This window comes from Leptothoe spongobia TAU-MAC 1115 (assembly GCF_018739885.1).
Classification (GTDB): Bacteria; Cyanobacteriota; Cyanobacteriia; order Phormidesmidales; family Phormidesmidaceae; genus Leptothoe; species Leptothoe spongobia.
This window is the reverse complement of sequence record NZ_JADOES010000063.1, coordinates 1-21,403: the sequence shown is the minus strand read 5'-3', so window position 1 is coordinate 21,403 and position 21,403 is coordinate 1. Positions and strand designations below refer to the sequence as shown.

The 21,403-nt window shown below is 46.4% G+C and carries 20 protein-coding genes; 12 read left to right on the top strand and 8 right to left on the bottom strand.

All coding sequences use genetic code 11. The features are described from left to right. The first annotated feature begins 93 nt into the window (after nucleotides 1-93). Nucleotides 94-447: an acyl-CoA thioesterase gene (locus IXB50_RS20975; RefSeq protein WP_326520866.1), complete on the top strand. Its 354-nt coding sequence runs from the start codon at nucleotides 94-96 to the stop codon at nucleotides 445-447. Between the two features lie 8 nt (nucleotides 448-455). Here IXB50_RS20975 and IXB50_RS20970 read toward each other — a convergent pair whose 3' ends face one another. Further along, complete coding sequence (locus IXB50_RS20970; protein ID WP_215610950.1) at nucleotides 456-1,166, bottom strand: Uma2 family endonuclease; 711 nt, start codon at nucleotides 1,164-1,166, stop codon at nucleotides 456-458. Between the two features lie 122 nt (nucleotides 1,167-1,288). Between IXB50_RS20970 and IXB50_RS20965 the strand changes: the two genes are divergently transcribed. Continuing rightward, nucleotides 1,289-2,164: an Rpn family recombination-promoting nuclease/putative transposase gene (locus IXB50_RS20965; RefSeq protein ID WP_215610949.1), complete on the top strand. Its 876-nt coding sequence runs from the start codon at nucleotides 1,289-1,291 to the stop codon at nucleotides 2,162-2,164. Nucleotides 2,165-2,402: 238 nt separating this feature from the next. Here the strand turns inward: IXB50_RS20965 and IXB50_RS20960 are convergent, their stop codons facing one another. The 3 genes from IXB50_RS20960 to sodN all read right to left on the bottom strand — a co-directional run bounded on the left by IXB50_RS20960 (nucleotide 2,403) and on the right by sodN (nucleotide 3,851). Continuing rightward, on the bottom strand, nucleotides 2,403-2,894 hold the full coding sequence (locus tag IXB50_RS20960; RefSeq protein WP_215610948.1) for a GNAT family N-acetyltransferase: 492 nt from the start codon (nucleotides 2,892-2,894) through the stop codon (nucleotides 2,403-2,405). A gap of 7 nt (nucleotides 2,895-2,901) precedes the next feature. Continuing rightward, nucleotides 2,902-3,300: a S26 family signal peptidase gene (locus tag IXB50_RS22325; RefSeq protein ID WP_215610947.1), complete on the bottom strand. Its 399-nt coding sequence runs from the start codon at nucleotides 3,298-3,300 to the stop codon at nucleotides 2,902-2,904. Nucleotides 3,301-3,383: 83 nt separating this feature from the next. After that, nucleotides 3,384-3,851, bottom strand: coding sequence for a superoxide dismutase, Ni (sodN, locus tag IXB50_RS20950; RefSeq protein WP_215610952.1), 468 nt, complete (start codon nucleotides 3,849-3,851; stop codon nucleotides 3,384-3,386). 397 nt (nucleotides 3,852-4,248) lie between these two features. On the opposite strand from sodN, the gene IXB50_RS20945 reads away from it, so the two are divergent. Then, on the top strand, nucleotides 4,249-5,214 hold the full coding sequence (locus IXB50_RS20945; RefSeq protein ID WP_326520864.1) for a DNA/RNA non-specific endonuclease: 966 nt from the start codon (nucleotides 4,249-4,251) through the stop codon (nucleotides 5,212-5,214). Between the two features lie 26 nt (nucleotides 5,215-5,240). On the opposite strand, the gene IXB50_RS20940 is transcribed toward IXB50_RS20945, so the two are convergent. The 3 genes from IXB50_RS20940 to IXB50_RS20930 all read right to left on the bottom strand — a co-directional run bounded on the left by IXB50_RS20940 (nucleotide 5,241) and on the right by IXB50_RS20930 (nucleotide 7,652). Further along, complete coding sequence (locus tag IXB50_RS20940; protein WP_215610945.1) at nucleotides 5,241-5,639, bottom strand: nuclease A inhibitor family protein; 399 nt, start codon at nucleotides 5,637-5,639, stop codon at nucleotides 5,241-5,243. A gap of 94 nt (nucleotides 5,640-5,733) precedes the next feature. Further along, nucleotides 5,734-6,615, bottom strand: coding sequence for a dienelactone hydrolase family protein (locus IXB50_RS20935; RefSeq protein ID WP_215610944.1), 882 nt, complete (start codon nucleotides 6,613-6,615; stop codon nucleotides 5,734-5,736). 128 nt (nucleotides 6,616-6,743) lie between these two features. Then, nucleotides 6,744-7,652 carry an AAA family ATPase gene (locus IXB50_RS20930; RefSeq protein ID WP_215610943.1) on the bottom strand — a complete coding sequence of 303 codons (909 nt, stop codon included), beginning with the start codon at nucleotides 7,650-7,652 and terminating at the stop codon, nucleotides 6,744-6,746. A 205-nt stretch (nucleotides 7,653-7,857) separates the two neighbouring features. Between IXB50_RS20930 and IXB50_RS20925 the strand changes: the two genes are divergently transcribed. From IXB50_RS20925 to IXB50_RS20890, 8 genes are all read left to right on the top strand, one after another. Beyond that, on the top strand, nucleotides 7,858-8,430 hold the full coding sequence (locus tag IXB50_RS20925) for a Panacea domain-containing protein (RefSeq protein ID WP_215610942.1): 573 nt from the start codon (nucleotides 7,858-7,860) through the stop codon (nucleotides 8,428-8,430). Continuing rightward, nucleotides 8,423-8,908, top strand: coding sequence for a hypothetical protein (locus IXB50_RS20920; protein WP_215610941.1), 486 nt, complete (start codon nucleotides 8,423-8,425; stop codon nucleotides 8,906-8,908). The genes IXB50_RS20925 and IXB50_RS20920 overlap by 8 nt, the downstream gene beginning before the upstream one ends. Nucleotides 8,909-9,022: 114 nt before the next feature. After that, entirely contained in the window at nucleotides 9,023-9,391 is a 369-nt protein-coding gene (locus tag IXB50_RS20915) for a hypothetical protein (RefSeq protein ID WP_215610940.1), read from the top strand. Between the two features lie 958 nt (nucleotides 9,392-10,349). Continuing rightward, nucleotides 10,350-12,056: a calcium-binding protein gene (locus IXB50_RS20910; protein ID WP_215610939.1), complete on the top strand. Its 1,707-nt coding sequence runs from the start codon at nucleotides 10,350-10,352 to the stop codon at nucleotides 12,054-12,056. 299 nt (nucleotides 12,057-12,355) lie between these two features. Further along, entirely contained in the window at nucleotides 12,356-15,694 is a 3,339-nt protein-coding gene (locus IXB50_RS20905) for a PAS domain S-box protein (protein ID WP_215610938.1), read from the top strand. A gap of 168 nt (nucleotides 15,695-15,862) precedes the next feature. Beyond that, nucleotides 15,863-17,602 carry a putative bifunctional diguanylate cyclase/phosphodiesterase gene (locus IXB50_RS20900; protein WP_215610937.1) on the top strand — a complete coding sequence of 580 codons (1,740 nt, stop codon included), beginning with the start codon at nucleotides 15,863-15,865 and terminating at the stop codon, nucleotides 17,600-17,602. A gap of 28 nt (nucleotides 17,603-17,630) precedes the next feature. Further along, nucleotides 17,631-17,996: a VOC family protein gene (locus IXB50_RS20895; RefSeq protein WP_215610936.1), complete on the top strand. Its 366-nt coding sequence runs from the start codon at nucleotides 17,631-17,633 to the stop codon at nucleotides 17,994-17,996. 300 nt (nucleotides 17,997-18,296) lie between these two features. Further along, nucleotides 18,297-19,604, top strand: a complete 1,308-nt coding sequence (locus tag IXB50_RS20890; protein WP_215610935.1) for a hemolysin family protein — start codon at nucleotides 18,297-18,299, stop codon at nucleotides 19,602-19,604. 106 nt (nucleotides 19,605-19,710) lie between these two features. Here the strand turns inward: IXB50_RS20890 and IXB50_RS20885 are convergent, their stop codons facing one another. Further along, nucleotides 19,711-20,100 (bottom strand): response regulator transcription factor, encoded by a 390-nt coding sequence (locus IXB50_RS20885; protein ID WP_215610934.1) that lies wholly within the window; start codon nucleotides 20,098-20,100, stop codon nucleotides 19,711-19,713. A gap of 925 nt (nucleotides 20,101-21,025) precedes the next feature. On the opposite strand from IXB50_RS20885, the gene IXB50_RS20880 reads away from it, so the two are divergent. Continuing rightward, nucleotides 21,026-21,316 (top strand): type 2 periplasmic-binding domain-containing protein, encoded by a 291-nt coding sequence (locus IXB50_RS20880; protein ID WP_215610933.1) that lies wholly within the window; start codon nucleotides 21,026-21,028, stop codon nucleotides 21,314-21,316. The last annotated feature ends 87 nt before the right edge of the window (nucleotides 21,317-21,403 follow it).

Here is a 21,403-nt window from a genome sequence, read left to right as displayed (position 1 = left end):
AAAAATAAGCCGCATGTCTCTACAGCTCGTTTACTTGCACAAAATAGAAAGCCTAAAAAATCACCTTGAAAGGGCTGATGGCATGGCACCTATATCCAATGGATGGAAGCAGCACGGGTAGACTGTCTACGCACTATAGGTTTTGCTTTTGAAGACTGTGTAGCAGCGGGCTACGACTTACCTGTGGTGGATTTACAAATGCGTTACCGACAGCCACTCGTGTTGGGGGCCGATGGACTGCTCAAAACTAGGCTAGAGAAATCACGAGGCATCCGACTGACCTGGTTATATGAGATTTACGATGCCACCACAGACAACCCTCAGTTGTGTATTACGGGGCAGGTGGTGCTAGTCCCTATTAATATGGCAACACGAAAAATTGCGCGACGCTTACCAACGGAACTGCAGCCTTTATTTACTGCACTGGAAGGATATTTTGGTAACTGATGCGTTGACTACACTGAGTCTGGATCTATTCCGAGTTCCCTTAATTTATTTGCCAATCGTTCGGCACGGGCCTGCTCTTGTTCGGCACGGGCCTGCGCCTGTAGAGCTTTTTCTTCTGGTGTGATTAACCGATTGCCAGCTTCGTCATACCAATACAGCCACTCTCGCTCTCGTCCTAAGTAAGTCCCTCGCTCTCGGCCCAACCCTAAGCCAATATCAGGTAACCAGAGGGGATTGCCCTCTAGCTGTTGATAAATACCGTTGTTTAATTGATAAATTTCTAATGGTTGACGCTTACGACGAGAACCGGGGTTGGGTAAATAGATGGCATAGTAACGAATGCCTAGATCAGCATAAATTGATTTCTTCTTTTCGTACTCTCCGCCGTAGGTTTTAGACACTACTTCTAGGGCAAACATGGGGGAGATATTATCTTCTTCCCACAGCACATAGCTCAGACGCCCTTGTTCGCCAATAAAGCGTTCTACACCAAGGCTTAAAAACCCATCTGGGACCACGGCAGGACGACTCGGATCAAAATAAATACCCATGTCCACGCCAAAGAACCAGTCTTGTCTCTCAGGCCAGATCATCACCAAAATCGCTTCTAGCAGGTTCGGGATCAAATTTTGCAACTCATTATCCACAGGGGTATCGTCTGAGTCTGGTAACTCAGCAGAGGAGGGTAAGCATTGCTTGGGGTCAAACTGTAGAACCATGGTGATCGCAGGTTAGACCAGTATTACTGTCATTCTAGCGGTTGGCATTGGCATTCGGTCAAATGTACTAGAATGATAAGTATGATTTGAGCATTTATTGCTAGTTGACTAGACTGTCTGCCATGGTCTTTTCCTTACCAGACAAATACATAGACCTGCTGACTGATTTTGGCTTTAAGCGTGTCTTTGGCACAGAGCCCAACAAAGTATTACTGATCGATTTTTTAAATACCCTGCTGCCTGAGTATCATCAGATCCAGGATGTTACTTTCAAAAACCCTGAGTTTCTTGGCAATAGTCTTGAGGACCGTAAAGCTATTTTCGATATCTACTGTCAGGCCGACAGTGGCGAAAAGTTTATTGTTGAAATGCAAAAGGCCAAGCAAAATTTCTTTAAAGATAGAAGTGTTTACTATGCAATATTTCCCATTCAAGAACAATCTCGTAAAGGAGTTTGGGACTTTAACCTAACGGCAGTGTATACCGTTGGTGTACTGGATTTTGTTTTTGATGATCATAAAGACGATTCAGATTTGTTGCATGTGGTAGAACTCAAGAACCAGCGCTGCGAGGTGTTTTATGACAAGCTCAAATTTATCTATATTGAACTGCCTAAATTCACCAAAACCCTGGATCAGCTAGACACCCATTTTGACAAATGGTTATTTCTCTTCAAGCACTTGGCTCAATTTGATGAGCCGCCTGTGCCTTTGCAGGAAGATGTGTTTAATCAGCTGTTTGAGGTGGCTGAAATTGCCAATTTCTCGCCTGTAGAACAAGATAGCTATCAAGCTAGCCTGAAGTACTATCGCGATATGCACAATGTTGTTGATACTTCATGGCAAGAGGGCAAGAAGGCAGGTCTTGCTGAAGGGCTAATGCAAGGCAAAGAAGAAGGCATTCAACAGGTGGCCAAACAAATGAAGGCAGCAGGGATATCACCCCAGGATATTGCCACGTTTACCGGTCTAAACATTGATGTCATTAATGGCTTGTAGAGTGCATTGGTGATACCATCATTTGTCATCTCAAAATCAACCCATTACTTGGATGGCAAACCGAAGGCTTCATTTCAGGGCCGCTACATCCTCTTGGGCTTGCTTAATCAACTCATGTAAAACTTCCGACCCTTGGGGTACTGTTTCCATAATAAGCCTGACACCCTTAGAAAACCGTAAGAAAATGTTGTTAACTGTCTGCCTTAACGTAGGCTTACATGTAATAGAATGTAATATTTTATGGGTCAGAAATGGCTAAATGCTCCAGTGCCGCACCAGTAACACGACAAGTACGCCAATCATTGAGCATGACAGCACCTTTGGACATATAAAAATCAATGGCAGGCTGATTCCATTCCAAAACACTCCATTCAAAACGACCACAGCCATTGGCCAAGGCAACCTGAGCTAAATACTGAAAAATAGCAGTACCGACACCACGGCGTCGATAACCAGGGAGAACAAACAGATCCTCAAGATATACCCCTGGCTTCATCAAAAATGTAGAAAAGTTGAAAAAATATAAGGCAAATCCAGCAGGAGCACCATCCATACGAGCGACGATGGCATGAGCCTTTGGATTATCCCCAAAGAGATATTTTTCTAGATCTTCAGGTGCTCCAGTCACCTCATAGGCCAGGTTTTCATATTCAGCCAGGGCCATGACCAGCTCAAAGAGCAGAGGAATGTCATCCAGGGTTGCAGGACTAATAGTAAGGGGAGCTGCCATTGAGCGATTAATGAAGACTATATTCAGACGCTGATGCCGATGCTAAATAGCTCGTGACACGGCCAAGAATTTGATCCGCGTGTATCACACCAAAATGGCGACTATCACGAGCACTTAGCTCCTTGACATTATCGCTGATTAAGTAGACACCACCGTCATAGAAGATTTCCTGTACTCGTTTAATCAGAAGCACATCCGGTTTAGTCGGGTGGGATGCGATCGCAATATCTCCCAGCCGCACTACCGCTCCCATCTCAGCCAAAACCGTATCTCCCGGCATCAGCGTCGGCACCATCGACATTTCCCGCACCACAAACCGTCGCCGTTCCCCCAAGAACCATTGAAGATATTCACTCCAACCAGTCTTGGGAATTGATTTATTAAATGGTTCACCCTGTTCTCCCACTCCCCAGTCTTACTCCCACATCATCAAAAATCCCGCAAAGTATTCACCTCGCGGGATTTATCAAGTCTATAACTAGAGAACCACTAGCTAGCGGTGTACCAAGTCACCTCACGGCCTTTAGTTGCCCAGAAGATCCCGTGGATCTTCTCAACAGCAGCCATTAGTTCTTCAGCATGCTGCTGGCTCACTTCAACTTTACAAGCAGAGCAAAGCTTAGCCGCTTTCCAGAATGTATCGTGCAGATCGGGATAGGACTCTAGATGTACCGGCTTGAAATAATCAGTCCAAAGAATGAGCAAATCATCTTTGGTCTTTTGAGCCTGCTCTTCCTTAATCGCAATGTAGCGAGACAAGGTATTCGCATAGGCGACTTTACCAGCTGCATCTGCTGGCTCTTCAAGGGCCAAAATTTTCTTAGTCATCGACAAAACAGCTTCAGCCGTAATGCGAGCAGCAGATGGATCGTAAACACCACAGGGACCATCGCAGTGGGCATGGACCTCTGTAGGGGGGAACCAAGCGTTTAGTAATGCAATTGCGTTGTTGAGCATAGTCACCAATCGGTTAAATAGTTGATGGGTTTCTGCTAGAAGTTTCGCCGGAAAATCATTCAGCACACTTATAGTTCTGCTCACATAGTTCACAATATAGGTGATCGCTGCAAGCTTGAGATAGCAACAGCTATGTGCGGCACAATCTGCTGAATGCATGCAGCAGATTGATATATCCAACGAAATCATCCAGCGCAGTTAACAGTATACTGCCGTTTTCCCATCCCTCCATGGGGGATACCAAAGGACGCATAAGGACGTATTTTGTAATATTTATAATATTTTTGTACTAACCCCAGGGTACACTCAGGGTTGCAAAATCAACATTTGGGACAGGATGTTAAGGCGTCAAAATTTCGAACATTGGCCACTCTGGACACAAAATGCAGTAAAAGCAGTGGTCCTCCTACTGATTACAACAGGCTGCGATAATTTGGCCACCGAACTGACTGATCCCAATGCGCACTTACCTCCTTGTGTTGAGCAAAACTGTGACTGTGGTGATTTCGTTAGCCAGGACCTCGCCCAGCTAGTCCTAGATGAATTCAAAGGTGATCCCCATAACCTGGATGGTGATGGTAATAGACGGGCCTGTGAAAAACTGCCCCAAACCACACCAGAGTTAGATTGGGAGACCTACTTTTCCAACAATCCCCATATTGCCTTGGGCAATCCTAGTCATGCTGGCCAAGAAAATAGTGATAACTATTTGATCGACCGCGAGCAGTATGTACTAGCCTATAGCCAAAGTCGTGGAGTGCTCCGCTGGGCCAGCTGGGTACTCAGTCGTGACTGGGTAGGGAGTACCGATCGACAAAACAACTTTCGCCCTGACGGCATCCTCCCCAAGGGGACTTATCAAGTCACGCCAAGAGACTATACGAACAGCGGCTATGACCGTGGTCACATGGTCCCCTCTGCTGATCGCACCGCCACAGATCGTGACAACTCGGCAACATTTTTGATGACTAATATTTTCCCTCAGACTGCCGAAAACAACCGGGGACCCTGGCGAGAGTTAGAAAGTTATTGTCGTGATCTGCTCTATCAACAGGGGAAAACACTATACATCATTGGTGGTGTCTACGGACAAAAACAGCCCATTGCCAAGGATCGAGTGATTCCTCCTAGTCGAACCTGGAAAGTTATTGTCATCTTTGATGATGAACCAACCGTTGATAATGTCACTTACAGTACGGAGACCATTGCGGTGGATATGCCCAATCGCCAACGGCTAGATGAGCAATGGCAAACGTATCAAACCTCAATCGATAGGATTGAACTGGCCACCGGATACGATCTACTGTCAGACGTTCCTGATGCTGTACAGACGGAACTGGAAGGTAGACGGAGTAATTATTAGCCAGGGTGGTCACCAGGCTTAACACCCTAGGTTTCGACAATTTTAGTTTTCACGCCGACCACCTGGTTATCTTCTGTTTTGCCTAATAAATAAACATCCATTTCTACACTACCAATGCGGTAGACCTGCAGATTTTCTAGGGTAGTTTCGAGGAGATCGCGGAGATTACGATAGCGTTCTACCAGTCTAAGTTCACGGGAGTCAAACCAGGCTCGCTCGACAATGGACTGACCAAAAAAGTCATCCAGACTAACAATGGCTACCGGAGTATTATCCGGATAGCTATTGATCAATGAATCGACACTAGCAATCTGCTGATCCACAGGCAAAACAGCGACCTCAAAGGGGTAATCTGTTTCACTTCGCCATAACAGGTTGTCGCAAGCGGCTTCCAACTCAGGCAGCAAGTCTTGAGTAATAGGCATATGAACCAAAACAGAGGGGGCTACTCTAGTGATAGCTTAACCGGTGTGGTGTAACTGTATACCTCGCATCAAGGCTGATATAGGGATAGTCCGATCATCCATGGTCCTGCAAATGCTGCTTCAAAAACGCTATGGTCCTTTCCCAGGAAAGATCTGCAGCCTCAGCGTTATATCGAGTCCCCGAGGGATTGGCAAAGGCATGGTTAGCACCCTCATATAGGTAAATCTCAGTATCTTTACCTACATTATTCAAAGCTGCCTCAAACGCTTGGACAGTATCGGGGGAAGGATTGGAATCTAGAGAGCCAAAGTGGCCCTGAATCGGCATTTGCAACGGTGCAAGGATGGCTGGATCAGTCGAGATCTGGCCGCCGTAGTAAATCACCGCTGCATCTAAGTCTGTCGGTAAGGCAAGAGCCGTATTTAAGGACCAAGACCCCCCAAAACACCAACCGATACTGCCAACCTTGGGTACCTGCTGTTCATCGGTGAGGTAATGGTAGGCTGCGACAACATTGTCAGTCAGCCGATCAGAGTTTTGGATGGCTGCTTGGACTAAGGTTTTGGCCTCATCACGGGTATTGGCAACTTCGCCATCGTAGAGATCTACGGCCAAGGCTGTATAACCTTCAGCCGCAAGGCGACGGGTCATGGTACGAATATTGTCGTTGAGGCCCCACCATTCTTGGATAACAATCAGACCCGGTAAAGGAGAGGGGGCATCAGTGGGTTTGGCAAGATAGCCTGTGAAGGGAGCCTCATTGAGGGTGCCATAGGTAACATCCTCTGTGATTACTGCATCGGCAGCCACATCTTTGGCAGCAGGAGACGCCACAGGTATATCATCCTTGTGGAGTTCGGCCATGGCTGCAGATTGGCCATCGGCTGGGGTTTGACTAGATGAGGACGGGTTAATAATGGCACAGCTCACGGCTAAGAGCGCTGTAACCAGGGCAAGCCCCAACAGTTTGCGCATTGTTGGAAGATTTGATGACAGTGACTTAAGGTTAATCGATTTTCCTGAAGACAACCTGAGAAAACTCGCATCCAGGGGTCAGGGAGTCAGGGCATCTAGATTAGACAGAGCAAGCATAAGACTAACCTTTATGGAACTGCAACGGTATCTAAAAGTTGGGCAATAATGGGGGCGCTTTTGTGACCGCCACTGGCAATGACTCGATGGGCTAATACCGATATCGCCAAGGTTTTGACATCGTCAGGTAATACATAGTCACGGCCTTCTAAAAAGGCGAGGGCCTGTACTGCCCGATATAGAGCCACCGTCCCCCTAGGACTGGAACCGAGGGCAACATCATCATGGTCACGGGTAGCTCGTACCAGATTGATCATATATTGCTGGACCGAATCCTCTACCTTGATTTGCTGGCATTGCTGCTGCAGGCTATACATTTCATCCAGAGTAATGCAGGGCTGTAAATCAGCAGGCTTGACCGGCTGGGCAAGGTTCTGGAGCATCTTCAATTCTTCGTTAGCACTGGGGTAGCCCAAACTGAGGGACAGGGCAAAACGGTCCATCTGAGCCTCTGGTAGTGGAAATGTCCCCTGATACTCCACAGGGTTTTGGGTCGCGATCACAAAAAATGGATCGGGGACTGGTCGGGAAACGCCGTCGAGGGTGACCTGATGTTCTTCCATCACCTCTAGTAAGGCTGACTGGGTCCGGGGTGTCGCCCGGTTGATTTCGTCTGTGAGTAGTATATTGGCGAAGACCGGTCCTGGTAGAAACTGAAATACTCCACTACTGGGGTTCCAGATATTTGTACCAGTCACATCACTGGGCAGTAGATCAGGGGTGCATTGCACCCGCTGAAACTTGCCGTCAATGCAGCGGGCCAGGGATTTAGCTAGGAGTGTTTTGCCGACACCGGGCACATCTTCGAGCAGCACATGACCACCGGACAGAAGGGCCACCAGGACAAGGCGAATGGGGGCTTCCTTGCCAACGATGGTTTTATTTAGATTCTGAACGATTTGGTCGATGCGATCGCGCATGGTTGCCTTAGGTTAACTGACTCCAGCTTACCCACAGAGTTCAAGATTGTGGAATGACTCAACTCACAGGCGCTTGGTACATCATTTCGAAAGAACATTCCCTCTTACCCCCTACGGATGGCGGTAGTTTACCGGAATTTCTACAATAAAGATGTACTAGGTCGAAGTACGCTCAAAATGTGCCGACGAATACAGGCAGACGATTATGTCCATTAAGTTTAAGTTTCATCCAGCCAAGGCGGTGGAGGCAGCGGCGTTGCTGCTCAAACAGCATGGTAAACCGATGCAATATCTCGGATTACTAAAAATGCTGTACATTGCCGACCGTGTGGCTTTAGCACAAATGGAGCAACCGATTACGGGCGATCACTATGTGTCTATGGCCTATGGTCCAGTGCTCAGTGGCGTTTATGCCCTGATCGAAGGTCGTCCGGTAGATGATGCATTCACCCTATGGTCCAAGTTTATTGCTCCCTACGCAGATAACTGTGTTTCACTCCTGGATGATCCGGGTGATGGAGAACTGTGTGAAGAGGAAGAGGAAATTCTCCAACAGGTGTATGACACCTTTGGCCACTTGGATCCATATGAGGTAGCCGAGTGGACTCACGATCTACCGGAATGGAGGGATCCTAAAGGGTCAGTGGAGCCCATTGTAGTAGAAGAGATTCTCAAAAACCTGGGCAAAAGTGATGCTGAGATTGTACGCATCCAGACAGATGTAATGCGTGAGACCTATCTCGATGAGATTTTGAATCATGAGGTTTTGAATGGTTAGCGTCTCCATTGATCTCGGCGATACGTTTTTAATCCAGACACCGTCGCAGGGAAAACATTTATATATTGCGATCGCGCCAGCGCTGACGGGTCAGCTCGCGCCAGCGCTGACGGGTCAGCTCGCGCCAGCGCTGACGGGTCAGCTCGCGCCAGCGCTGACAGGCCAGGCCGCAAAAGAAACTCAAACTCGACACCTCTTTGTCAGCATCAATCACCGCCAACCTCAGTCAGAAACTGTCTGTATTCTAGAGCCAGGGCCTGATGTACCGGACTTTATCATCCACGAATCAGTCGTCAACTATCGCTTTGCCCGCGAACTCACCTCCAAGGACTTAGCTAAACTCATCCCCACGGGCAGTCTTGCTGCCAAAGGGCAATGTTCGAGTAGAGTGCTTCAACGAATTCAAGCAGGGGGACTGGCCTCCAAGCGCTTAAAAAATCGCTATAAACTCACCCTAAAAGATTTTATGGCTTTATAAAGCTGGGCTGCATATTGCCTGAACAAGCACCGTACTGAATATATGAGCGATTGCATATGCGTGCATACAACGGTTGCTAATGCGTGCCTCTATGAGGTTTGGCGAAGGAAACCTATGCCCTTCTCAGTCAGGTATAACGCAGAACTACAAGCAATAGAAACCAGCTTCAGTGGCCTGATCACAGAAGACGATATTCAGGCGCAGATGTTAGTCAGTTGTCAAACCGCTGCAGAGCATAAAACGTCATCAGCCATTGTTAATGTTACAGATGCAACCCTAAGGATATCGATTACGTTCATTTACAATTTGCCAGAACTTTGCGAAACGATGGGAGCAAAACGCCCCATCAGACTTGCTCTGATCAATCTAAATGAGCAGAATTCAGATCTCATTGGGTTCTATCAACTGGTCAGTCAAAACAGAGGCTGGAATGTTGAAATCTTCTCTGATGTAGAGCAAGCAAAAACTTGGTTGATGTCTTAACGCCATGGGAAATCAGTCGATCTAGACATTTTCACCAGAACACGACGTAAATCTGAGTCGCTACGGGTAACCTACCCTTGCGACCGGGATTGCTAGAGAATCTTTGGTCGTAACGTCATCGGCAAGTGTTTAGGCACTTGCCGGTGGCGCGAGACCCTGAGAGTCATTTGGCCAGACTGCATCTAACAGCTTACTCTTTTCAATGTTCCGAATAAAGAACAAAAACTAGATCCCTTCAATACCCAAGTATTACAATCCTCTTAGGCTGAGGTCGAGAATCTAATCAGCCTGAGAAAGTGACAAAATACTTTATCTTTTTATCCTGCTAAATATAAAGCTGCTTTATAGAAAGTCTAAACCAGGTGAGTTATTGGGGTGTTAATATCGACTCAGCGTCATAAAGCACGCATATCGCTTGATTTGCTAAAACTGTGTGTTCCAAGTCATGACTGCATTTCCATAGAGGAGACTTCTATGCTTGAAGTTCCACGATCGATGCAGTCACCAGTTTTACCATAGACCATTCCTGCTTCAAGCAAGGATGGAGGCCATCAACTCATTTTGTCGTTGTCAAACCTGCTTGAAGGTTATCAATCAAGTAACTGTAGAGCTTAGGAGCTGTTAAGAAACTACTTCATGGTTTAAACCTGAAAGGCTTGTTAAGTCAGGACTTAAATAAACAAGGCCATGATTTTAATTTTTAACAAGCCCTTAGGCAACAGTTCTTGCAGATTACAATCTTCCCTGTCTCAAACTGAAGTAAACCGGACGGATAAAAGCCTTGAGCCTGACTCACACTTTGTGGCGTAAGGGTTTGAAGCTTTGGAAAGCCTAGGTGATTAGCACAATAGGCATGATGTCGCTTGCAAAAGTGTTGCAAAACTGTGTGTATGATCCTCGTCCAGGTGTATCTACCTCTCAAAACTGTTAAGTAGTTTTTCTAGTGGGACACCTGAAAATGAAACAGAAAACAAACACTAACTATTCAGCCAAATCCAAGCGCAAAATGCCCAACTTATCAGGTCATGGAGCATTTGAGGACGATATTCTCAATGCTGGATTAGGTGATGACAAAATTAAAGGTGGCACAAAGAATGAACATTTATATGGAGACTTAGCGCTGACAGCTGCTGACTTTAGAAGTAATGGGACTCTATTAAATAAGACAAATAGACAGCATGGTAATGATCAACTAAAAGGGAATGGAGGAGATGATTGGCTACAAGATCAGTTAGGGCGCGATCTCATGTTCGGTGGCGATGGCGACGATGTCTTAGTCAGTGTTAGCGACTCTAATATTCCTAGGGAAAATCCTAAGATTGCCGCTAACGTTGACGATGGTAATGACGTTGACAAACTAGTCTTCAGAAAGAAATTCTATAACCCTAAAGGTCTCCAGGCCAACGATAGAATGACTGGCGGTGCCGGGTCTGACACCTTCAAGTTTGAACTCTTGATCAATGCGCCAGAAGATATTTATAAAAAACACACCCGAAAAAATGGCTCCATTAATTGGGGCATGAATGGCGTTGCTGGAGAAAATAACAACTACCATGACCACTGGGTTGAGGGCATTGGCCGTGATGTGATCACCGACTTTAGTGGTGCGGGTGGTGAAGGCGATCAAATCCTCATCACTGGCCATACAGTGGAATACAAAGTTATTAAAGAGTCAAACAAGCAAGTAACCCTAGGCGTCTACAGCGATCAAGGGGCTGATGGCGTGCGGGGGGGCGGTGCCCATGACCTTGATGTGCTTGGTGTTATTCAGGTTAACCATGATGGTAACTTTAACCTCAACAAGGATGTAACTGTAGTCAAAAATGATCTGGGCTCATTCCAAGACAAGCATAGAAGTCAGCCAAACATTTTAGGTGGAGGCTTTGGTAGCAACAAGATTCGAGGTGGGGCGCAAGATGAAGTGCTCTATGGAGATGTCGCGCTAACGGCCAACAACTTTAAGCCCAATGGTGATATATCTAGAAAGACCCGAAAACAATTTGGCAATGATCGCATAGTTGGCAAGGGGGGGAATGACTGGCTCCAGGATCAATTAGGTCGCGATCGCATGTTCGGTGGCGATGGCAACGATGTCTTAGTCAGTCTGAGCGACTCTAACACACCTAGGGAAAATACTAAGATTGGCGCAAATGTCGATGATGGCAATGACGTTGACAAACTAATCTTTGGTAAACGTTTTTACAATCCCGACGGTCTCCAAGCAAACGATAGATTAACGGGTGGAGGTGGAGCTGACACCTTTAAGTTTGGCCTCTTGATCAATGCACCAGAAGACATTTATAAAAAACACATCAAACGTGATGGATTGATCAACTGGGGTATGAATGGTGTTGCTGGAGAAAATGATAACTACCACGACCATTGGGTTGAGGGTATTGGTCGCGATACCATCACTGACTTTAGCGGGACTGGGGGTGAAGGCGATAAAATTGTTATCACCGGCCATACCGTAGAGTACAAGGTCATTAAAGAATCAACTAGCCAAATCACTCTTGGCATCTATAGCGATCAAGGCGGTGATGGCGTTAGAGGAGGTGGGGCTCACGATCTCGATGTCCTCGGCGTGATTAAAGTAAATCACGATGGTAACTTTAACCTTAACAAGGACATCAGCGTGGTCAAGGCAGATTTAGGGTCCTTCTAATCTCTTTGCTAATCACCTAATACTCTAATATCAGTGCTGGGGGGCTAAACTAGCGTTAGTCGTCCAGCACTCAATCGTCATGATCAAGCGTAGATGGCCGTCGTCTCATGGCTGAGGAATATTGCGAGAATTGGGTCTATGAATGGTTGATGGTCATCACATCATGACTGAAAACAACCACTTTTTTTAATAACATTGACCCTGAGAAAAACTTGCGGTTCATCAATTGGCATCCCACAATGATCATTGTGGGGTAACTCAATGGTGTTGTAGACTCCAGCCATCGACTGTCAAAAATGATGACTTCAAAAGTTCCGCTGCGACTACTCCTGATTATTCCATTTGTGCTACAGATGGTTGGCGCTGTCGGGATTATTAGCTGGCTGTCGTTTCGGAGTGGACAGCAATCTACCAATCAGCTTGCCTATCAGCTGCGTGAAGAAATTACCCAAAATACTCAGCATCACATTACTGATATCCTAACGACAGCAACAACCATCAGCACTCTAACAACTGCAAGCATTCAGGCTGATCAGCTGGATTTGAAAAATATTCGAGTATTAGAAGAATTATATTGGACCGATCTAACAACCTTTAACTCAGTCAGGGGATTAGGCGTAGGTAACGCCAATGGCGACCTCATGGGCCTGTTCAGACAGGTTGAAAATGGCAAAAGCACTTATTACTTGGAATATACAGCGACAGGAAACAGCTACGTCAGCTTAACGCTCAACCCCGAACGCCAGGTTATTGATACATCTACCATGGAGCGTCAGGTCGATGCCAGAGAACGGCCTTGGTACCAAGCTGCATCAGAAGCAGGAGAATCTGTCTGGACCCAACCTTATCCATCCATAGGCAAGTCCACAAACCAAACCTTACTAATCAACTATTCGACTCCTATTTTTGATGAAAAGCTTATTTTACAAGGAGTCACCAGCATCATTCTTGACCTTAGTCACATTAGTGAGATTCTGAGCAATCTAGACTTGGGCCCCTCAGGACATGTGTTTATCCTGCAGCGCACGGGAGAACTCATTGGCACGTCAGATGGGAAAGCTCCAATTAGCTTTCAAAATCAAGTTTCAGAACCATTAAGAGCAACTGACAGCACGACCCAATTGATTCAAGCATCGGCTGTTTATCTCAATCAGAAATTTGACAATCGGTTAGAGGATATTCGTCAAACACAACAGCTTGATTTTTTGATTGAAGGACAACGGCAGTTTCTGCACGTAGCGCCTCTATCCACAGAAAACGGAATTGATTGGCTAGTGGTGGTCGCTATGCCCGAAGCTGATTTCATGGCGAAAATTTATGCTAATACCCGTGCAACACTTTTTGTCTGTTTAGGAACATTAGTTATTGCGATCATCTTAGGTTTCGTTACGGCTAGATGGATCGCTAACCCGATTAAACAATTGAGCCAGGCTGCCACTCATTTATCAGAAGGAGATTTTGATCAACCGCTAAAGGAGGAGTATTACGTTAAAGAAGTTGGTCTACTGGCTCAATCATTTCAGCAGATGACTCAAAATCTACGGGATGCCTTTACAGCGTTAAAAGATAGTGACTCTCGTCTACGCATGGCGTTAGAAGGTGCTCAAATTATCTGTTGGGATTATTCGTTAGAAACTCAACAAGCACTTTGTTTTGGACAATATACCCAGGACCGTTGGCAAGCCACAAGCTGGCAAACATCTAGTGATCGGCTCTTTATCAGCTATTCCCAGACGCAACTACGGCAAGCTATCACAGCAGCTATCCAGGATGGAGGACAAATCAAGTTTGAACATCAGCTAGTGCTACCCAATCAAAATACCCTTTGGGCCCTGGCCTCTGGACGCGTAATCACAGATAAATTGGGGAATCCCACTCGGATTATGGGGGTATCTCTCAATGTTAGCGATCGCAAAGCCGCAGAGCAGCAAATCCAGCAAGAAAAGGAAAAGCTGCGTGATGCTATTGAGTTTGCTCCGTTCCCCATCATGATCCATGCTGAAGATGGAAAAGTCCTGCAAATCAATACAGTCTGGACTGAAATAACGGGCTATAGCCACCAGGATATTCCGACAATTCGAGATTGGGCCAACCGGGCGTACGGTGCCCAGGCCGCCAGGATGGTCGAAAACGTCATCCTCAAGAAATATGAGCTCAAAACTCGCTGGGATGAAGGCGAATTTACCATTACCACCTGTGATGGCAGCCAACGCATCTGGCAGTTTAGCTCAGCGCCTTTAGGGGCCTTGCCAGATGGTCGTCGGGCCGTAATTTCCATGGCCGTAGATGTGACCCAGCGACGCCAGGCGGAGATTGACCTGCGCACCAGTGAAAAGCGCTACGCCACTTTAGCCAGCACAGTGCCAGTGGGAATTTTTCGCACCGATATGGCAGGGGACTATATCTATGCCAATGAGCGCTGTCTGCAGCTGATCGACAGTTCTTTGGAGGCTGCGCTGGGTCAAGGCTGGGCACAACGCCTCTATGCCGATGACCGAGCACGGGTTATGAATGAATGGAGCGAATTTCTCCAAGGGAATCGTTCCTTTCAACTGGAGTGCCGCTTTCAACGCTCTGATGGCCAGGTGGCTTGGGTGTATGGCCAAGCAATTGCTGAACGAGATACAGATGGCCAGATAACGGGCTATGTGGGTACTATTACCGATATTAGCGATCGCAAATTAATCGAAGTCGAACGGGAAACCTTACTCAGCCAATTTGCGCAGCTCAACCTGGACCTAGAGCAAGCAAATCAACAACTCGAAGACTATTCCCATACCTTAGAACAAAAAGTAGCCGCCCGCACAGCCGAACTCGAAGCGGCCCAAGAGCAGATTATCGCCCAGGAAAAGCTGGCATCTCTCGGCACCCTGACTGCCGGCATTGCCCATGAGCTCAGTAACCCGCTCAATTTCGTCAAAAACTTTGCCGAAGGCTCCGTTGAACTCAGCCAGGATCTACTGGACACACTACAACCCTTAATCCAATCCTTAGAGCCGGAAACCCTGGAGTTCGCAAATACGCTGATTACAGACTTACAGGAAAACGCCACCACTATTCGCCATCACAGCCTGCGGGCAGAACAAATCATTGCCAGCATGATGCAACATGCCCATACTGACTACGAACAAGACCCACCCGAGGCTGTACCGATTGAGCAGCTGATCAATCGAGCCGTAAAGCTGGCATCCCATAGTAAACAATCGCAGGATAACAACTTCAACCTATCCATGCAGACTGACTATGGGGTGAACTTAGCCCCAGTTAAAGTAATCCCTAGCAGTCTTCTCCGAGCCTTTATCAATCTGATTGACAATGCTTATGATGCAATGTACCTCAAACAAAATCAGTTGCAGGTTGACGGCCAAAGCACCTATATTCCGACTCTATTGATTTCTGCCCATCCAGTCAGCCAGGGGGTCGAAATTCACATTCGAGATAACGGTTGCGGCATTGAGCCTAGTATTAAGGACAAGATAATGGACCCATTTTTTACAACTAAGACACCAGGCAAAGGTACTGGTCTGGGACTTTCCATTACCCATGACATTATTGTTAAGCAACATCAAGGGACCTTGGCCATCCACACAGAGTTAGGTAAATTTACGGAATTTGTTCTTACCCTACCTAACCGTTAAAATAAGCCAAGATACCCCGTACTGATGAGTTGTCTTGCCCATCCACTGAGTCAAAAATAGGTAGACATGTATTTTGAACCAGCTTGCCCACGGTCTGCAGCTAAATTGATTAAACACTTAATCGTTCTGATGTTGAACTACCTATCTATATAGCTCTATTAAAAGTACATGAATAACAGGCCTAACCTAATTCTAGTCGTCGATGATGAAGTGGAAATGGAGCGTCTCCTGCGGCAACGGTTTAGGCGGAAAATTCAAGCTGGTGAATTGAATTTTAAGTTTGCACAAAATGGGGTAGAAGCTCTCCAAATTTTACAAAATGCTAATCATGACATTGCCATGGTTTTAACCGACATCCGCATGCCGCAGATGGATGGGTTAACGCTTTTAGCTAACCTAGCTGATTTGGAGCTTCCTTTGAAAGCAGTGGTTATTTCGGCCTATGGGGATATGAGAAATATCCGAACAGCCATGAATCGAGGGGCCTTCGACTTTTTAACTAAGCCAATTGATTTTGAAGATTTAGAACTTACAATCAACAAAACCTTAAAGTCTGTACATCGCTCACGGGAGCAACAGCAAGAGCTGCAACAGGCTCTTGATAAACTCCACAACCTTGTTTTTTATGATCAACTAACAGAGTTGCTAAACCATCAAGGCCTACTACAACAATGCACCCAACTCCTGGAGGAACAACAAAATCATTCCCAAGATTTTGCCTTGCTGATGCTGGATATTGAGCGACACTCAATTATTAAATCAGGGTTTGGACATGCTCTGGGCAATCAGTTAGTAGTTGAATTTGCCCAACGCTTAGAACAGATTACAGATGCATCTACTTCGCTGGCTCGGGTAGGAGAAAATATTTTTGCTATTCTCTGGCATTCACTAGATAGCTTAGATGATTTCCATGATAAGGTAGCCAGTTTACTCCGGTTACTTGAATGTCCATTTCAGTTGGGAGAGATTATTGTATCTTCCACCAGTCGCATGGGAGCAGCCCTGAGCGATATTCCATATACCCAACCAGAGACTTTTGTGCAAGCTGCTGACACAGCCATTCAGATTGCTAGACAAGAAAATCGTAAAGAACTGGTATTTTTCGATATTCAGATGCAAGAAACAGCTATTCAACGGTTGAACCTTGAAGTAGAGCTGCAAAAAGCAATTGAAACTCAGCAACTATCGTTGCATTATCAACCACTTTTGCGATTAGATTCTCAAAGGATAGTGGGGTTTGAGGCTCTGGCTAGATGGGACCACCCTACCCGAGGAGCAATCTCGCCCCTAGAGTTTATTCCATTAGCCGAAGAGACCGGATTAATTGTGCCATTAGGAGAATGGGTCATTACAGAAGCCTGCCAACAACTCGGGCGTTGGCAATCTCAGTTTGGCTCTATCAGCCCCACCTGTATGAGCGTTAACTTATCGAGCCCACAACTGCAAACTCCTAACTTATTGAATCATATTGATGCTAGCCTCAGAGATGCAGACCTCACGGGAGAAGCCCTAAAACTAGAAATCACAGAAAGTGTTGTGATGGAAAATATTGATGAGACCCTAAAGCTATTGACTCAGCTTCGCGATCGCAATATTCAGTTGGTGATTGATGATTTTGGTACAGGCTATTCTTCCCTTGCTTACTTACAACAATTACCCGTCAATGCTTTGAAGATCGATAGATCCTTTGTCATAGATCTTGACGTCAATCCAACCAATTTCGACATTACATCAACCATCATTAACTTAGCCCACCACTTAAATCTAGAGGTTGTAGCAGAAGGGCTAGAGAAACAAGAGCACTTAGAGATTTTGAATTCACTCTCCTGTGAATATGGACAAGGCTTTATATTCTCTGGGCCCCTGGATGCCAAAACAGCAACTCAGCTAATTGCAAACATCAATTAGAATATATTGCTTTCAGAAAATGTGCATTATGATTCAGCGCGCTCTTTACGTCCTTGCCGTTCCCAACCTTGAGCTATCCGCTGCTTTCTATCGTGATGTACTCGGCTTCACTATTCAAGACATCGGTGATCCTGGCTGGCGTATGTATGTCCGCGACGGCTGTCGCATCATGGCCGGTGAATGTCCCGATGCAATTTCCCCACAAGACCTCGGCGACCATTCTTACTTTGCATACTTTGTTGTCGATGATGTGGATGCTGAATACAACAAGGTAAGGGTTCATTGCGTAGAAATTATTAAACCTCTACGCGATGAACCTTGGGGGATGAGAGAGTTTGGGTTACGTACCATTGATGGGCATCGCATTATGATTGGCAAAGATTTAGATGAGTAAGTAGGTTGGCCTAATCATTTATAAGATGGAGGATCAGGAGTTTGACCTCCTCGAATATGCCCCCAAACCCCCAATCCTGGGGGCTTTGAGTCTAGTCTCCCCCAGGATTGGGTGAGGTCAGGGGGCCTCGGTGTCTGAAGCCTAATTTGGATAACCTACTTAACGTGGATGAACAGGACTCTCTGCTGCTGCCTAATAACCCTGGCTTACAATAGTTAAGGTTTAAATAACGTGAGTTTGGTACACAGAGGCGACAACGGACTAATAGTAGGATAAAGATTCTGCTGATCGCTTGCCCTTATGCTCACCAAAATCCTCATTATCCTGGCGTTAATCATTGCCAATGGCGTCTTTGCCATGTCCGAGTTGGCGGTCGTATCAGCTCGCAAGGTACGTCTAGAGCAGGCCGCGCGTAAAGGCGATCGTCGTGCTCTAGCAGCTCTGAAGTTATCCAAACGTCCTGATAATTTTTTCTCTACAGTGCAGGTGGGCATCACTCTGATCAGCATTATCAGTGGTGCTTTTGGAGGCTCAGCGCTATCCGGTCCAGTGGCGAGGTTGATCGGTAAAATCCCTCTCCTAGCCCCTTACGCCAATCAGCTGGCTTTTCCCCTGGTAGTCGGTATCATCACTTACCTATCACTCATCTTAGGTGAGCTAGTGCCCAAGCAATTGGCCTTGACAATGCCCGAGGCCATCGCCAAAGTCATCGCTCGCCCGATGACCACCCTGTCAAAACTAGCCGCTCCGCTTGTCACCCTGCTGAGTTTCTCAACAAATCTGGTCGTCAGACTGCTCAACATTCAGCCCGATCGTGGCCCTAGCGTCACTGAAGCTGAAATCCGTGCTTTTATCCAACAGGGCACCGAAGAAGGCACTCTCGAAGTGGCCGAACGAGAAATTATGGAACGGGCCATTCGGCTCGGGGATCGCCAGATAACATCCATCATGACCCCACGTCCTGAGATTCTCTGGCTGAATTTGGAAGATCCAGCAGCAGACAATCAGCGCAAAATTATCGCTAGCCGCTATCGTCGCCTGCCAGTCTGCCAGGGCAGCTTAGATAACAATCTAGGATTAATCAGCGTTAATTCTTTACTCAATCGAGCACTCTACCAGAAACCTTTGGACCTAACCGTTGGCCTAGAGCAGCCATTAGTGATTCCTGAAATTTCGCGATCGCTCCCCCTCCTGGAGCAGTTCAAACGCTCTCGGGTACACACAGCCTTAGTTGTCGACGAATATGGCATCATTCAAGGCTTAGTAACTCTGTGGGATATTCTCGAAGCCCTCGTCGGCGATGTACCGACCATCGACGAACCTAGCGACCAACCGCGTCAGCGTGAAGATGGCTCCTGGCTCCTCGGTGGCATGATGAATATAGAAGAGGTCTACCACTGTCTGGGGCTAGGGGAATTTTTGGATAAAACCGCCAGCTACTACACCCTAGGGGGGTTAGTGATTCATCAGCTGGGCCGTATTCCTAAGGCCACCGACCACTTTGAGTGGAATGGGTTTACTGTCGAGGTCATGGACATGGACGGCAATCGTGTAGATAAAGTCCTCGTGACTCCAGACAAAAGAGTCTGTCCAACAGACGAAGGGTAAGACAGCCAGGGGCAATCGACATTCGCGACATAAGGCAATGAATGACCGGAGGATAGACAAGGTCCACTGATGAGCCGAGTTCAGTTTAGAGCCACAAGACTGGAAGTTAATAGGCCCTAGATTCAGCAGAAGGTTCAAGTCCCTCCCCTAGCAACCGTCTGACCCGAGGCAATAGTTCACCAAAACGAAAGGGTTTGTGGAGACAGTCATCTGCACCAAATGAGATCGCACGAATACAATCGGCTTCACCGCGAGCGGTGATGACCATTACCGGCAGTGATTTATTGACTGCGCGCAAATGTTTTAGCACACCAAACCCATCTAGCTCAGGTAAGCTCAGATCCAACACCATCAGATCAAAGGGTTTAGAAAGGGCCATCTCTAGAGCCTGACGACCATTCAAAGCTGATTCAGCCTCATGGTTTTGTTGTCTAAGCCCCTTTTCCAAAAACATGACGATTCGAGGTTCATCATCCACAAGCAAAATTCTAGCCATACCAAAAGTCATCAAAAAAATACTGCGCCAACTTCTAGTATGTAAGACTAAGTTTAAAATAGTGATGATAGAAAAATTAGAGATTACTCATAAGGCATATCCAAATTAAAACCGACGAGTGAGTGCAGCTAAATCCCACGCTGGGTTCAAAACCCATTGCTAATTGAGGGCTGTCGCTATAGGCGCAAGACTTCTCGCAGAGTAGCGACAAAATAGACTGTTAAGCTCTGTGCATAAGCTTTCACCGATCTCTTAACCCCCTACTCTTCGAGAACGCTGTCGCGTATAGTGGGTTTTGAGCCAGCTAGCCTTGCGACTTTGAGTCCAAGGTGGGTTGATGCTTCCCAGCCAGGTGCAAGATATAAGTAACTCCTGTCTTGCTCCACTCTGCGATTTGTGTGTGCACCGTAGCCCAGGAGGAGAAAAGATATCCTGTTGTGCTTCAAGTAAAATTGTGGATGTTATTCAATCCTCATTCCTATATGTGTTCATCACTTATCCATAGTCTATCTTTCTGAGAAAACTAAACGTTTTCTTATATTCATGAAAATACTCTCATGCTGCCTTTAAAGCTTTCTTATATAAAATTGCTCTAATTGAGCTTAAGCTCGGATAGTTTACCTTTGGATAATAGTCGCTACCGAGGCAACCAGCGCAGCTGCTCCCATAGCCAAGTTTGCGCTGGTTTTTATATGGAGATTGTGACCGCTCTATAAGCGAATACGGCGAACATAGTCACTGCTAGAAACATAGATAAGCATTTGTTCAAGTTAGATTCAGCTACCTCTCAGCTTTTATGGATACTTTCCAAGTGATTGCATCCGGTTTTTTCCCTTATGTCAATCCAACCTTCTTATGGAATGAGGTTTACTGTTAATGCTGTTTGTCAGCACCCGTCGTCTGTTGGCCCTCTGTATTTTGTTCTATGGAAACTACATCCGTAGCCAGGATGTTTATAGCCCATCAATTGGAGGCAACCGTAGCCTGGCAGCCTGACTGGTTAACCGCACTCAAACGTGCAGACAGCCATGAGCTCATCAGCTCGAAAGATTTACCCGGTGCCATTCCCCAGGTTGTCGCTGTGAGTCAAACAGCCATAGATCAGCAGCCCAACAACATTCAGGCACTGGTCAATACCTGGTTTGACACTCTGAAATTTATCTACCTGTGCAATTCAAATAGCTTAAGGCTAAAACCACTGCCCTGCTTGAGATAGAGTTCTCGCTAGTCGATTTTTGGCAGTGGAACACCTATCCTAGAGACCATCCGACTACGTAGGGTTTAGGTCATGGGGAACTACAAA